The sequence below is a fragment of the Streptomyces sp. NBC_00727 genome (genome assembly GCF_045161745.1).
Taxonomy (GTDB): Bacteria; Actinomycetota; Actinomycetes; order Streptomycetales; family Streptomycetaceae; genus Streptomyces.
In genome coordinates this window covers 2,357,063-2,371,022 of record NZ_CP108981.1, presented here as the reverse complement: position 1 = coordinate 2,371,022, position 13,960 = coordinate 2,357,063, and the positions used below count along the sequence as shown (strand labels likewise).

The window sequence follows — 13,960 nt, the reverse complement described above, 5'->3', positions numbered from 1 at the left end:
TGGCGACCGGGACAGGAGGGCGTACGCCTGTCAGCGCTCCGCGTCGTGGGGGACCTGGGCCACGACGCCGGACGGGACCTTCGTCCGCGGTGCGGTGTCCGTCGGCGCACCGGTCACGGCGGGTGTCCCGTGCGGTCCGTCCGCGGTGGCCGGCGCGTCCGCGGACACGGGCAGGTCCAGGGCGTAGGGCAGGTTGCCGGCCGCGTCCCAGCCGGAGACCCGGCCGGCGTAGGCGGACCCGAAGCCGGTGCCGTCGTGCCGGGTGCCGGCGGGCATGGTGGCCGCGATCGCCACGCCCGCGGGCGTCTGCACGGTCACGCTGTCGCCGATGCGGTAGGCGGTGACCTGGCCCGCGTCGAGGGCGGCCCGCCAGGCGGCCCGGCGCTGCATCTCGACGCCGATGTCCTTCATGCGGAGGTTCACCACGGGGGTGTCGGCGGTGAACAGGTCGTCGTAGCCGTCGAGCACACCGTCGAGCACCGGATAGGCGATGCGGTCCTCGGCGAGGTTCGCCTGGTGGATGAAGTGGGGCTTGGGATCGTTGGAGAGGACGTGCCCCAGTGCGATCCGGGTCTCCAGCGGGACGATGTAGCCGGTGTAGCCGGTGGCGACGTCCAGCGGCGCGTCCAGGCAGGTGGAGGTGGCGGGGTTGTCCTCGCAGATCCCGCCGCCGCCCTGGGCGCGGCTGGTGTAGAGCCAGTTGTACTCGTCGACCTGTTCGGCCTCCCGCCCGGTGTTGTAGAAGATGTTCATCGGGTAGCGGGAGATGGTCGTGGCGGGGCCGACCTGGCGCTGGACGGGATCACGGGAGTTGTCCGAGCCCAGCCACTGGATGCCGGTGTCGGCGAGGGCGAGCTGGAGGTTGGGGTTGTCCACCGGCTGCTGAGGGGCCACCTTCAGGCCGGAGTGCTCGCCGGTGACCAACTCCTTCTGTTCGAGGGGGAGTCCGGCCGCCACGCCCCACGCCTCGTTGGTCGCGATCTCGTCGACGATGTCGTTCCGGCTGACCCACCGGGTGGATCCGTCCGCGTTCGTCGCGCACTTCCACGGCACCACGCTGATGTCCTGCACGCAGCCGAGGAAGGCGTGGGTGTAGGTGTGGTTGATCCAGCGGAACCGGCCTCGGTCGGCGATGAGCTTGTCGGCGAGGAGGTCCTGGCCGCCGTTGTCCTCGCGGTGGTCGGCGCTGCCGGAGGCGTTGTAGGCCAGGTCGAAGGTGAAGTCGTGGCTGTTCTGCCAGGCGATGGCGTGATCGACGTCGGCCGGGACCATGCGGATCGGGTCCGGGGTGCCCTCGCCCGGCTGGCAGTCCACGTCGCCGGGGGTGCAGTTGAGCTCGGTGTCCCAGCGGTCGTCGGCGGCGAACACGTCGTCCACGTGGACCGCGAAGTAGTTGCGGTCGGCGCCGAGGTGCACGCCGCCGGTCATCCACTCCACGATGCCCCTGGCCAGCAGCCGGAACTGCTGCTGGTAGCGGTTGTAGACGAAGGTGACGACGAGTTCCTGCCGTCCGTCGTGCCGGTACTCGCCCACCAGGGAGCCCTTGGTGGCCCTTCCCGGGATGGCCGCCTGGACGTACGGGGTGAAGTCGGTGCCCGTCACCGGCGTCGAGAGGTAGGCGTAGGACTCGCCCACGGTGGGGGAGTTGTCCTCGAACGGAACTGTGCCCTCCAGGTAGCCGAAGGGCCCGGCCTTGCCGGCCTGCGTGACCTCGGCCCGCAGCCCGTCGACGCTGCCGGCGTAGCCCGTGCCGACCGCCGCGTTGAGCCCCACCTGCGGACGGGCGTACGTGTAGGCGTCGACCTGGGGGATCGAGTACGCCTGCTCGTAGGCCACGAGGGTCGCCATCTCGGCGGAGCCCGTGGGGAAGGGGTTGTCGTTGGGCAGGACGACGGCCTGGTACTTCGCTCGCGGCCGGCCGTCGACGGTGTCGGCGAGGAAGCCCGCGTCGATCACGGCCCGCCCGGAGTCGTTCAGATCGACTTCGGTGTACGGCGTTCCGGCGTCCTCCAGTTCGGCGGCGATGGCGTCGGTGGAGGGCCCCCCGTCGCTCACGACGAGCACGCGCAGATCGACGCGCGGTGCCGGATCGTCCGCCTGGGCGGCGGCAACGGGTAACCCGATGGTCGCCATCAGCGTGCCCACTACGAGTGCGGTGGTGCGAATGGTCCGCTTCATGCGGTGGAAATCCCTCCCCAGGGCAGGGGAGGTCGGGCCCCTTCCGGAGCCAGCCCCACCCCATGACCATGCCGCTGCCCCTTCAGGGCACCGGTCGTCGACGCATCCGTCGAGTCACATGATGAGGTCTGTGTGGAGTTTTTGTGTGACTACCAGGAAACTTGACGGAAAAGCATATGTCTCGATCAATCCGACAAGGTGGTCGTCTTCGTCGCCTCCGACGCTCTCCGCCCTGGGTTCGAGGGTGGGCGGCATCAGTGGACTAGACCAAAAGGCGGCCGGCTGTGGAGCGGGATCAAGTCACTGCCGGACGGCAGGCCGACGGCGGCCGGCGTGGAGCAGGGGCCGGCCGCCGTCGTCCATGGGGTCCCCGCTCAGTGGGGGCGTGCGCCGCCCGCGATGCGCGGGGGTGCGGTCACGCGCACAGCACGCGGGTCTCGGGCGTGTAGACCGGGCCGCCGCTGATGCTGGTGCTGTCGCTGAACTCCGCGTAGAAGTAGGAGTAGAAGCCGATGTTGCCGTTGCAGCCGGAGTCGGCGGCGACCTGCAGGGTCAGGGTGACGGTACGGCTCTGACCGGGCGGAATGGTGGTGCCGTAGTTGCCGCCGAGGTTCGCCGGCCCGACGCCGGAACACGGGACGGCCCCCGCGTCCGTCGCCAGACTGCACCCGGCGAAGCTGTACTTGAGGTCGGGGCGCTGGGTGGTCAGCCAGGTCGGATCGATGGACTGGTAGATGAACCAGATGTCGTACGTCTGATTGTTCTTGATCGTCATCGACAGGTTCACCGCACCGCCGGGCGTGGTGGTGGCCGCGTCGGTGGTGAACGACAGTTCGGCCGGAGCCGGGTCGGCGCTCGCGGAGGGTGCCAGGCCGAAGAGCGAGAGGGCGACGGCGACGATTGCGGCGAGACCGAGGCGTCTCGTGCGAGTGAGTCTCATGGGCCGGGACAGTAGGTGCGGCCCGCGCGCACCGTCTGCACCCCGAGCCGCGCCGTGTTCATGGTGCGGCTGAAAGTGACCGGATGGTGAAGGTCTTGTGTGCCCGTCTTCACGCGGTGAGGTGGAGGGGTGTTTCCGCACGACAACGCCATGATGCGGCGCGGTTGCGGAGAGTTGCCGCGCGTGGCCCTGCCGGGAGGTGCGGGCGCGAGCTCAATGGCGGGATCCGAGGGCTCGCGACCCGCGCAGCGGTGCGGGAAGGCGCCCGTTCATGGAGGGGGCGGCTTCGGCGCACCCTTCCGGCTCCGGGCTGAGGCGGAAACCGCGCCCGCGAGCGGTCAGCCGCTTCGAGCGCATAGCGCGGACCCAGTCGGCTGCCCTCGCGGGTGGGCGTGCCCGGCACGTACCGCATGCCGATCTCGTCCCCGTAGTAGATCGCGGGCAGCGTCGGGCGGTTGCGGGTTGCGGGTTGCGGGTTGCGGGTTACGGGTTCAGGTCCAGGATCCGGACCGGCTCACCCAGCCATGTCCGGGGGGAGGTGGTGGCGATGACCGCGCCGTCGGGGCGATCTGCGGTTGGCTGTGCGGCATAGCCGCTGTGCGCGGTGGACCACGTCTTCTGCCGGGCCACTGCCAGAGCCGCGGGGAGGTCCAGGTCGAGCACCGTGATGCCGGGCAGGGCGGCCAGGTGCTCGGCGGTCCCGGGGCGGTCGCGGTCGGCTTCGACGAGCGCGCAGGTCGGGGCGTAGAGGAACCAGCCCGATTCCGCGTGTGCTCGGTGGATGAGGCGGGAGGCGAGGACGTTGCCCTGGCCGGCGGCGGTCATCGCCGTGGCGTCCAGGACGATGTGCATGGCGTCGGTCACCGGCTCGTCGCCCGTGCCAGTCGGCGGTCCAGCTCGCTGTCCAGTTCGTTCTGTTCGGCGGAGGTCGGGGCGTAACCGTTCCACTCGTGCAGCATGGTGCGGGCTTGTTCCGCGCGCTGGGCGCGCTCGGCCGGCGTCAGCATGGTCTCGGCCAGTCGGGCCAGGTAGGCGCGCAGTGACAGGCCCTCGGCGGCCGCGATCGCCGCGAGCCGGTCCTTGGCCTCTTCGGGGATACGGATATTGGCATCGGACATCGTCGTGTTCCTTCCCATGCGGCGAGGGTACGGGTACGCACCCGTACCCGTCCAATCGGTTGAGGTCCCCTACCCCACCCGCCCCCCATGGCACTCCCGGTACGAAGCCCCCGACCCGCACCAGCACGCCCCGCTCTTCGGCGGCGGCCACGGCACCGCGCGCCCCCGCGCGGCCAGGGTCGTCGCGTACTGGGGGAGCAGGTCCGGGTCCGCCGGGGACGCGGCCTCGGAGGCGGCGAAGGCCTCGTACGACGGGACCGTGCCCGTGACGATGCCGAGGTTCGGGGTGCCCGCTGTCTGGAGGTCGCGGAGGGCGGTCTCCAGGCGGGCCAGGTGGTCCGGGTGCGAGGCGTATTCGCTGCCCAGGCCCGGGTACGCGGTGAGCAGTTCGCGCAGTTCGTCCGTCGGCCAGTGCAGCACCGCCACCGGGAACGGGCGGGACAACGCCGTCCGGTACGTGCCCAGTTCGGCGCGCAGTCGGGTGATCTCGGCGCGCAGCTCGCCCGGGTCCGACGAGCCCAGCGACCACAGGCGCTTCGGGTCGTGGAGCTCGTCCAGCGGGACCGCCGCCGTGTGCAGGGTGTCGGCCAGCTCGTCCCAGGCGTCGTGCGGGGAGCCCATCAGGCGGCGCACCCGGTGGCGGCCGGTCAGCAGCGACTGGGTCGCGTACGGGACCTCCTCGCCCGGGGAGATCAGCAGGCGCAGGGCCGTCGAGAAGAGGTCGTGGGCCGCGTCCAGCTCGTCGTGGGCCTCCAGCGTCTCGGCCGCGATCTCCCACGGGGCCGCCTCCCGCGGGGCCGCCACGCGGACGCCGTCGATGAGCGCGCGGGCCTCCGCCTCGTGGCCGTACTCCCAGAGGTTCGCGGCGCTGAGCGCCTTCACCAGGAGGGGGTGCTCGGTGCCGGGGGCGTTGAGCAGTTCGTCGTAGAGCGTCGTGGCGCGGGCGCGGTCACCGGCGAGTTCCAGATGGGCCGCGGCCTGGAGGAGCAGCGGTTCGTGGTCCTCGGGGTACTGCGCCGCGGTGCGGAGCAGACGCTCGGCTTCGGTGATGTGGTCGGCAGGGGTGTCGGGGCGCATGAACCACACCGTACTGCTGTGCGGGTGCGCGGCGGAGGGCTTGTCCGGGGCCCGGGGGAGTGACCCGCGTCCCGGTCCGGGGACGTTGACGCCGCACGGGGTGAAGGGGCGCGCCGCCGACCCTCTAACGTGCTCCTCGTGCTCAGACGACGTCCGCAGTTGTTGTGGTTGCTGGTCCCCTACGTCCTCTACCTGGGGGCGCTGCCGCTCGTGAACCGGGTGAGACCTGTCGTTCTCGGGCTGCCGTTCCTCTTCTTCTGGCTGCTCGGGGCGACCCTGCTGACCCCCGTCGCCGTATGGCTGACCCGGCGGGGTGACCGCCGGTGAACGCCGCCGTCGCGACCTCCGTCTTCGGGGTCTTCATGGTCGCCACCGTCGCGCTCGGGCTGCTCGCCGTACGCGGCAGGCGCGGCGGGGGAGGGCTCGCCGAGTGGTCGGTGGGCGGGCGGAGCCTGGGCACCGTCTTCATCTGGGTGCTGATGGCCGGTGAGGGCTACACCAGCTTCAGCTACCTCGGCGCCGCCGGCTGGGGCTACAACTACGGGGCGCCCGTCCTGTACGTCGTCGCGTACATGTCCTGCGGGTACGCCGTCGGCTACGTCGTCGGGCCGATGCTGTGGGCGTACGCGCGCAAGCACGGTCTCGTCGGGATCACCGACATGGTGGCGCACCGCTTCGGGCGGCCCTGGCTCGGCGCGCTCGTCGCCGTCCTGGCGACCGTGTTCCTGCTCCCGTACATCCAGCTCCAGATCACCGGCATGGGCGTCGTCGTCTCGACGATCTCCTACGGGGCGATCAGCCTGAACTGGGCGTACTTCATCGCCTTCGCCGTCACCACCGGCTTCGTCGTCGTCAGCGGGCTGCGCGGCAGCGCCTGGGTGTCGGTGCTGAAGGACGTGCTGGTCATCGTCACGCTCGGCTTCCTCGCGATCTACGTGCCCGTGCACTACTTCGACGGCTACGGGCCCTTCCTCGACCGGATCGTCAGCGAGAAGAGCGAGTGGCTGACCTTCCCCGGCCACGGGGACAGCGGCCTCGGACAGGCGTGGTTCATCACCACCTCGTTCCTGAACTCGCTCACCGTCGTGATCTTCCCGACCACCGTCGCGGGCTACCTCGGCGCGAAGAACGCGGACGTGCTGCGCCGCAACGCGATGTGGCTGCCCGCCTACAACGTCCTCCTCTTCGTCCCGATGCTGCTCGGCATGGCGGCCCTGTTCGTGGTGCCGGGGCTCGTCGGCGCCGAGTCCAACCTCGCCCTCTTCAAGCTGGTCACGGACTCGCTGCCCGCCTGGTCCGTCGGGATCATCGGGGTCGCCGCCGCGCTCTCCTCGATCGTGCCCATGGCCGTGTTCATGCTGGTCATCGGCACGATGTGGGGCCGCAGCGTGCTCTCGCTCGTCCCGCGCTGGGAGCGGCGGCAGAAGGGCGCCGCGCAACTGGTCGTCGTGGTCGCGGGGGCGCTCGCGCTGCTGCTCACGTACACCGCTCCCAACACCCTCGTACGCCTCTCGCTCATCTCGTACGAAGGCATGGCGCAGCTGCTCCCCATGGTGCTGCTGGGGCTGATGTGGCGGCGGCTGACCCTGCTCGGGGCGATGTCCGGGCTGGTCGTCGGGGTCGGCGTGGTGTGCGGGTTCGTGTTCACGGAGAACGATCCGGTGTGGGGTGTGAACGCGGGCATCGTCGCCCTCGCCGCCAACCTGGCCGTCGCGCTGGCGGTGACGTACGCGGGTCCGCGCGAGCGCGACGAACGGCCGGACGACGAGGTTCTGGCCCGGGACGAGTTCGAGGCGGACGGGGTGGTCGTCAACGCACGTTGACCCGCTCGGCCGGTCGTGTATAACGGATGGACCGGCGGAAGCGAGTACGGAAGGGAGGCACCGTCCATGGACGCCAGCAGCATGAACCGCGTACGCGGCGGTCTCTCCCGCGTCCTGCGCCCCGCGGGCCTGCTGCTCTTCCTCCTCACCGAGGTGCTCCTCGCCGAGGGCGGCAGCCTCTCCGCCGCCGTCGCGCTCGCCGCCACCGCGGCCGCCGGCACCGCGCTCGTCGCCTGCTCGGTCATCAGCGCCCGCTGCGCCACCCCGGTGCCCCGCACCCGGGTGCGCACCGCCATGCGCGACCGGGAGAAGCGCACCGCGTTCCTCCCGCAACGGGACCCGGACGCCCAGGGGCGCAGCCGCCCCCGAGCCCCGGGCCGTGCCCTCCTGACGGCCGCGTAAGGGCGCACCGACCCCTTCGCGGACCCGTCACGCCGAATCAACATTCCCGGCTCGACGAGACCCCCGGAGGGCCTAGGGCCTTTCGTTTGGATCATGCCGGGCTCGCGGGGCCTGGTGCCGCGCCTCGCGGCGTTGTCGTCAATCACCAACGCTCCGCGTTGTCTCAATCCTCCGCCTTGCGATGCACGGCACCAGGCCCCGCTCCCTGATCCGGCCTGATCCAAACGAAAGGCCCTGCCCATGTCCGCCTTCATGTCCGCTTTCGCCGCCCTGGTCGGCGCCCTTGCCGACCTGCTCCACCCGCTCTTCCAGAACGCGTCCACCGCCGCCGCGATCGTCCTGTTCACCGCGCTCGTCCGGCTCGCCGTGCACCCGCTCTCGCGGGCCGCCGCGCGCGGTCAGAAGGCGCAGCGCAGGCTCCAGCCGCAGATCGCCGAGCTGCGCAAGAAGCACGGCAAGGACCGCGAGCGGATGCAGAAGGCGCTCATGGAGCTGCACCGCGAGGAGAAGGTCTCGCCGCTCTCCGGCTGCCTGCCGAGCCTGCTCCAGATGCCGGCGTTCTTCCTGCTCTACCACCTCTTCTCGAGCCAGAGGATCGGCGACAAGGCCAACGCGCTCCTCGGCCACCAGCTGTTCGACGCCCCGCTCGGCGAGCGCTGGCACGACGCCCTCGCGCACGGCGGGATGTTCGGCGCGCAGGGCCTGGTCTACCTGGGCCTCTTCGCGCTCGTGGCCGCCGTCGCCACGTTCAACTACGGGCGGACGAAGCGCCAGATGGCCGCCAACCCGGTCACCCCGGCCACCGGCCCCGACGGGCAGCCGATGCCGGGCATGGGCGCGATGAACAAGCTCATGCCGCTGATGTCCTTCTTCACCCTCTTCACCGTCGCCTTCGTGCCGCTGGCCGCCGCGCTGTACGTCGTCACCACCACGACCTGGACCGCCATCGAGCGGGCCTTCCTCTACCGCGACATGCCCGCGCCGGCCGCCGCGGTCGCCACGGCCGCGTAACGAGGGCAGCGGGGCGGTCCGGTCCAGGTTGTGAACAGGGTCTTGCGGAGTGATCGGACGTCTTGGAGGATCGGACAAGCCTGCGATGGCCGCCACCCATCCGACGGGCCTGATCCCGACCGAGGAGACAAAGACTCGTGAAGCTGCTTCGTGTGGGTACGGCCGGCGCGGAACGACCGGCGCTGCTGGACGAGGACGGAACCCTGCGTGACCTGTCGGGAGTCGTCCCCGACATCGACAGCGCCCTGCTCGCCGACGAGGACGCGCTCGCCCGGGTACGCGCCGCCGCGGCCGCCCCCGACGGGCTGCCGGCGCTCGACGCCGAGGGGCTCCGGGTGGGCCCGCCGCTCGCCCGGATCGGCAAGATCGTGTGCATCGGGCTGAACTACCACGACCACGCCACGGAGACCGGGGCGCGGATACCGGACGAGCCGATCCTGTTCTTCAAGGCCCCGGACACCGTCGTCGGGCCCGAGGACACCGTGCTCGTGCCGCGCGGCAGCGCGAAGACCGACTGGGAGGTCGAGCTCGCCGTCGTCATCGGGCGCACCGCGCGCTACCTGGAGACCGCCGAGGAGGGCCTCGCCCACGTCGCCGGGTACGCGGTCGCCCACGACGTCTCCGAGCGCGAGTTCCAGATAGAGCGCGGCGGCACCTGGGACAAGGGCAAGAACTGCGAGACGTTCAACCCGCTGGGCCCCTGGCTGGTGACCGCCGACGAGGTCGCCGACCCGCAGGCCCTCCCGCTGAAGCTCTGGGTCAACGGCGAGCTCAAGCAGGACGGCACCACCGCCGACCAGATCTTCCCGGTCGGCGAGGTCGTCCGCTATCTGAGCCGGTTCATGACGCTCTACCCGGGCGACGTGATCAACACCGGCACCCCGGCCGGCGTCGCCATGGGGCAGCCCGAGCCCAAGCCGTACCTGCGGGCCGGTGATGTCGTCGAGCTGGAGATCGAGGGCCTTGGCCGGCAGCGCCAGGAGCTGAAGGACGCATAGAGCGCCCCGATACATCGGAGGGGTGGGGTCCGTCGCGTACGGACCCCACCCCTCCGCGTACGTCAGCCGCCGATCCGCGACGCGAACTGCTCCAGCGCCTCCACCACCAGCGCGTGGTCCTCCGCCTGCGGCAGGCCAGAGACCGTCACCGAGCCGATGACACCCGCGCCCTCGACCGCGATCGGGAACGAGCCGCCGTGCGCCGCGTACACGTCCGGGTCCAGCCGGGACGCCTCGTCGAACGTCGTCCCCTTCGCCCGGAACCGCGTCCCCACCAGGTAGGAGCTCTCCCCGTACCGCTCGACGACCCGGCGCTTGCGGTCGATCCACGCGTCGTTGTCCGCGCTCGAACCGGGCAGCGCGGCGTGGAACAGCTGCTGCGCCCCGCGCCGGATGTCGATCGCGACCGGGGCGTGCCGCTCCCGGGCCAGGGCGACCAGCAGGCCGCCGAGCGCGTAGGCGTCGTCGTAGCCGAAGTGCGGCAGGGTCAGCCTGCGTTCCTGGGCGATCAGCTCGGAGATGGTCGGAGCGGTGGGGTTCATACGGGCTGCTCCTCGGATACGTGGGCGGAGGCGCCGGCGGGCCGCAGGGTGACGGTGACCCCCTCGCGGGCCGAGCGGCGGGACGCCTCCAGGACGTCCAGCGCCTCGGCGGCCTGGAGGGCGGTCACCGGATTGTCGCCCTTCCCGCGCAGCGCGTCGCCGACCGCCGCGTAGTACGCCGGATAGTCGCCCGGAACCGTGCGGACCGGGGCGCCGCCGCCCGTGAGCGGGGACTCGCCCGCGCCGAGCCGGCCCCACAGCTCCTCGGGCTCCTCGCCCCACGGCTCGCCCCGGGTCGGCCGGGCGCCCTCGCGCAGGGCGGCCTCCTGGGGGTCGAGGCCGTACTTCACGAAGCCGGCGCTCGACCCGAGCACCCGGAAGCGCGGCCCGAGCTGGGCCGTCGTCGCGCTCACGTACAGGTGCGAGCGGACGCCCGAGGTGTGCGTGATCGCCACGAACGTGTCGTCGTCGGCCGCCGCGCCCGGCCGCCGCAGATCCGTCTCCGCGTACACCTGGGCCGCCGGGCCGAACAGGGTCAGCGCCTGGTCGACGACATGGCTGCCCAGGTCGTACAGCAGCCCGCCGATCTCGCGCGGGTCGCCGGACTCGCGCCAGCCGCCCTTGAGCCGCGGGCGCCACCGCTCGTACCGGGACTCGAAGCGCTGGACCTCGCCCAGGGCGCCGTCCGCGAGGAGCGCGCGCAGGGTGAGGAAGTCGTTGTCCCAGCGGCGGTTCTGGAAGACCGAGAGCAGCAGCCCGCGCTCCTCGGTCAGCGCCGCCAGCTCACGCGCCTCGGCCGCCGTGCCCGCGACCGGCTTGTCCACGACCACCGGAAGCCCGGCCTCCAGCGCCGCCCGCGCGAGCGGTACGTGCGTCCTGTTCGGCGACGCGATGACGACCAGGTCCAGCTCGTCGGCGCGCCGCCACAGCTCGTCGGGCGAGGCGGCGAAACGTACGTCCGGATACGCGGCGCGGGCCTGGGCGCGGCGCTCCTCGTCGCGGGTGACGACCGTGTCCAGGACGAGGCCGTCGGTCGCCGTGATCAGCGGGGCGTGGAAGACGGACCCCGCCAGGCCGTAGCCGACGAGTCCGACGCGCAAGGAGGTCATGGGCCCACTTTGGCAACGCTGTTGCCAAAGTGCAAGCGCGGGTCACAATGGGTCCGTGAACAGCAGCAACACCGGCGTGAACCTCCCCGCCCTGCGCAGCCACAACGCGGCCCTCGTCCTCGACCTGCTGCGGGTGGCCGGCGAGCGCGGCATCAGCCGGCTCGAACTCGCCGAGCGCACCGGGCTCACCCCGCAGGCCGTCAGCAAGATCACCGCCCGGCTGCGCGCCGAGGGCCTGGCCGCCGACGCCGGCCGCCGCGCCTCCACGGGCGGCAAGCCCAGGACCGTGCTGCGGCTGGTCCCCGAGGCGGGGCACGCGGTGGGGCTGCACCTGGACCGCGACGGGCTGACCGTGGTGCTCGTCGACCTCGCGGGCGCCGTCGCCGCGAGCCGTACGGCTCCGCTGGACTTCGGGGCCCCGGCGGACGAGGTGCTGGCGGCCGCCGCCGGAGCGGTCGGAGCCGTGCGCGGGGACGGGGCGCCGCCGGTGCTCGGGGTGGGCGTCGCCGTGCCGGGGCCGCTCGACCACCGGGGCGGGGTGCTGCACCGGGTCACCGGATTCCCGCAGTGGGACGGGTACCCGCTGCGCGACGCGCTCGCCGCCCGCACCGGGCTGCCCGTCGTCCTCGACAAGGACACCAACGCCGCCGCCCTCGGTCTCGCCCTAGGAGCGGACGGCCCCGCCGACTTCGCCTACCTCCACCTCGGCACCGGCCTCGGCGCGGGGCTCGTCCTCGGCGGGACGGTGCACCGGGGCGTGCGGACGGGGGCGGGGGAGTTCGGCCACCAGACCGTGCAGCTGGACGGCGCCCCGTGCGACTGCGGAGGCCGCGGCTGCCTGGAGGCGCTGTGCCTGGCCGCCGTCCACCGGGGCGACGCCGCCGAGGCCGCGCGGGTGCTCGGGACCGGCGCCGCCAACCTCGTCGGGCTGCTCGACATCGACCGCGTGGTCCTGGGCGGCCGCACGGTCGCCGCCGACCCCGACGCGTACGTACGAGGGGTGCGCGCGGTCCTCGACGAACGCGCCCGCCGCGATGGGGCGCGCGGCACCCCGGTCCCGGTCACCGCCCACCGCGAGGGCGACCGCCCGGTCGCGGAGGGCGCGGCGCAGCTGGTGCTGGCCCCGGTGTTCGGGCGGGTGGGCGCGGCGGGGGCGCCTGCGGCGGGCTGACCGGGGGGCGTGCGGCGGGCGGGGGGCACCTGCGGCGGGCTGACCGGGGGCGTGCGGCGGGCGGGGGCACCTGCGCCCGGGCACCCGCGCCCGGGATGCCCGAGCGTGGGCACCCGGCACCCGCGCCCGGGATGCCCGAGCGGGGGCACCCGCGCCGGGTGCCCCTCCTCCGCCTCGCATCGTCCGGGCACACGCCCCGCACCCCCTCCGCCGTCCGGGTGCACCCGCGCTCCCCTCCGGGCGGCCCCCGGCACGCCTGCGCCGGGCGCTCGCGTGCGCGTGGCAGGGTCGGGCACCGGCGAGGGGCGTCCGGAACCGCGCCGCCAGCGGCGCCCCGCGCCCCGACAGGCCGTTGCCGTACGAAGTGGAGGCTGCCGCGCCATGCCCCCCGAAACAGCTGAGCCCCCCGAGCCCACCGAACCCCCCGGCACCGGCCGCACCCGGCACGGGCTCGCGCTCGGGCTCGCCGCCGCCAGTGTCATGCCCGTGGTCCTCGGCGGGGCGACCGCGTCCGCCGCACCGCAGCGGAGTCCGCTCGCCGGTCCCGCCACCCGGCTGACCCCGGCGGCCGCGCCCGGATCGGCCGCCGCCGACCAGCGGCCCGCCTGCGGGAACCCCGCGTCGGCCGACTTCCCCATCGACACCCGGATCCACGGCGGACCCGACACCTACGCCTCCGGCGGCGGCTACGGCACCTGGTTCCTGGACCTGACGAACACGACGACGGAGTCCTGCCGCGCGATCCACCCCGTGCTCGTCCTCACCGACGAGGACCGGGCGCTGACCTCGGACCAGATCCAGCTGCAGTTCTCCGAGCGCGCCCGGCCCGGCGTCGAGCACCGCGTGACCTGGGAGACGACCGACCGGGACGAGCACATCGGCGTCTTCGGGGGCGACGGCGACGACGCCTTCCCCGGGTTCACCGTGCCCGCCGGACGCACCGTCACCGTCCAGGTCCGGCTGGCCTTCACCTCGGACACGAGCCCGGGCCGGATCACCGCGAACGCCGCGATCGTCCAGCGCCGGGGCGCGGGGAGCACGTCGGGCGGCGACGGGGAGTGGGTCGGCGAGTCCGAGGACTACCCGTTCACCGTGGTCGACGAGCACAGCGCCGGGGACGGCACGGACACCGGTGACACCGGCGGGACGGACGGCGACCGCGAGAGCGCGGACGCGACGGGCAGGGAGAACGTGGGCGGCACCGGCGAGGACGAGGAACAGGGGAGCGGCACGGTGAAGGGCAAGGGCGACGAGGGATACGCGGACCCCGGTTCCAGTCGGCGCCCCGTCCCGCCCGGCACCGACCCGGCGGGGGTCCCGCAACTCGCCGCCACCGGCATCCCCGTCCCCGTACCGCTCCCGGCGCTCACCGTCTCCGGTTTCCTGATCGGCGGCGGCGCGATGGTCCTGACATCCCGCCTGACCCGCCGCACGCAACGCTGAGCGTCGCGGCGTCCCCTGCTGATCATCCGCGCCGCTCACCAGTACCTCCAGCCCGAACACTCGGCCTCAGGTGGTCCGGCAATTGGGGGGCGGCGTCGCGGGGCTGGGCACGCACATCTGCGGCGTTGTCGTCAATCAACAACGCTCC

At 72.9% G+C, this 13,960-nt stretch carries 14 protein-coding genes; 7 read left to right on the top strand and 7 right to left on the bottom strand.

Annotated features, from left to right (window positions below; translation table 11 throughout):
• Positions 1–30 precede the first annotated feature (30 nt).
• The 5 genes from OG242_RS10485 to OG242_RS10465 form a co-directional block, all read right to left on the bottom strand.
• Positions 31–2,178 carry a hypothetical protein gene (locus OG242_RS10485; RefSeq protein WP_405897892.1) on the bottom strand — a complete coding sequence of 716 codons (2,148 nt, stop codon included), beginning with the start codon at positions 2,176–2,178 and terminating at the stop codon, positions 31–33.
• Between the two features lie 415 nt (positions 2,179–2,593).
• Positions 2,594–3,118, bottom strand: a complete 525-nt coding sequence (locus OG242_RS10480; RefSeq protein WP_405897891.1) for a hypothetical protein — start codon at positions 3,116–3,118, stop codon at positions 2,594–2,596.
• A gap of 483 nt (positions 3,119–3,601) precedes the next feature.
• Entirely contained in the window at positions 3,602–3,970 is a 369-nt protein-coding gene (locus tag OG242_RS10475; RefSeq protein ID WP_405901572.1) for a hypothetical protein, read from the bottom strand.
• Positions 3,971–3,978: 8 nt separating this feature from the next.
• Positions 3,979–4,236 (bottom strand): hypothetical protein, encoded by a 258-nt coding sequence (locus OG242_RS10470; protein ID WP_405897890.1) that lies wholly within the window; start codon positions 4,234–4,236, stop codon positions 3,979–3,981.
• Between the two features lie 69 nt (positions 4,237–4,305).
• Entirely contained in the window at positions 4,306–5,313 is a 1,008-nt protein-coding gene (locus tag OG242_RS10465; RefSeq protein WP_405897889.1) for a hypothetical protein, read from the bottom strand.
• Between the two features lie 129 nt (positions 5,314–5,442).
• On the opposite strand from OG242_RS10465, the gene OG242_RS10460 reads away from it, so the two are divergent.
• From OG242_RS10460 to OG242_RS10440, 5 genes are all read left to right on the top strand, one after another.
• Positions 5,443–5,640: a DUF3311 domain-containing protein gene (locus tag OG242_RS10460; protein ID WP_405897888.1), complete on the top strand. Its 198-nt coding sequence runs from the start codon at positions 5,443–5,445 to the stop codon at positions 5,638–5,640.
• Complete coding sequence (locus OG242_RS10455) at positions 5,637–7,136, top strand: sodium:solute symporter (protein WP_405897887.1); 1,500 nt, start codon at positions 5,637–5,639, stop codon at positions 7,134–7,136. Before OG242_RS10460 ends, OG242_RS10455 begins: the two co-directional genes overlap by 4 nt.
• A gap of 66 nt (positions 7,137–7,202) precedes the next feature.
• Complete coding sequence (locus OG242_RS10450; protein WP_405897886.1) at positions 7,203–7,538, top strand: DUF6412 domain-containing protein; 336 nt, start codon at positions 7,203–7,205, stop codon at positions 7,536–7,538.
• 240 nt (positions 7,539–7,778) lie between these two features.
• Positions 7,779–8,549, top strand: coding sequence for a YidC/Oxa1 family membrane protein insertase (locus OG242_RS10445; protein WP_405897885.1), 771 nt, complete (start codon positions 7,779–7,781; stop codon positions 8,547–8,549).
• Positions 8,550–8,686: 137 nt separating this feature from the next.
• Positions 8,687–9,547, top strand: coding sequence for a fumarylacetoacetate hydrolase family protein (locus OG242_RS10440; protein WP_405897884.1), 861 nt, complete (start codon positions 8,687–8,689; stop codon positions 9,545–9,547).
• A gap of 62 nt (positions 9,548–9,609) precedes the next feature.
• Here the strand turns inward: OG242_RS10440 and OG242_RS10435 are convergent, their stop codons facing one another.
• Both OG242_RS10435 and OG242_RS10430 read right to left on the bottom strand, forming a co-directional pair.
• Entirely contained in the window at positions 9,610–10,089 is a 480-nt protein-coding gene (locus tag OG242_RS10435; protein WP_018518004.1) for a heme-degrading domain-containing protein, read from the bottom strand.
• Positions 10,086–11,198, bottom strand: a complete 1,113-nt coding sequence (locus OG242_RS10430) for a Gfo/Idh/MocA family oxidoreductase (RefSeq protein WP_405897883.1) — start codon at positions 11,196–11,198, stop codon at positions 10,086–10,088. Before OG242_RS10430 ends, OG242_RS10435 begins: the two co-directional genes overlap by 4 nt.
• A 55-nt stretch (positions 11,199–11,253) precedes the next feature.
• On the opposite strand from OG242_RS10430, the gene OG242_RS10425 reads away from it, so the two are divergent.
• Both OG242_RS10425 and OG242_RS10420 read left to right on the top strand, forming a co-directional pair.
• The gene (locus OG242_RS10425; protein WP_405897882.1) at positions 11,254–12,369 is read left to right on the top strand and encodes an ROK family protein; all 1,116 of its coding nucleotides are present in this window, start codon (positions 11,254–11,256) and stop codon (positions 12,367–12,369) included.
• Positions 12,370–12,750: 381 nt separating this feature from the next.
• Entirely contained in the window at positions 12,751–13,812 is a 1,062-nt protein-coding gene (locus OG242_RS10420) for a hypothetical protein (protein ID WP_405897881.1), read from the top strand.
• Positions 13,813–13,960 lie beyond the last annotated feature (148 nt).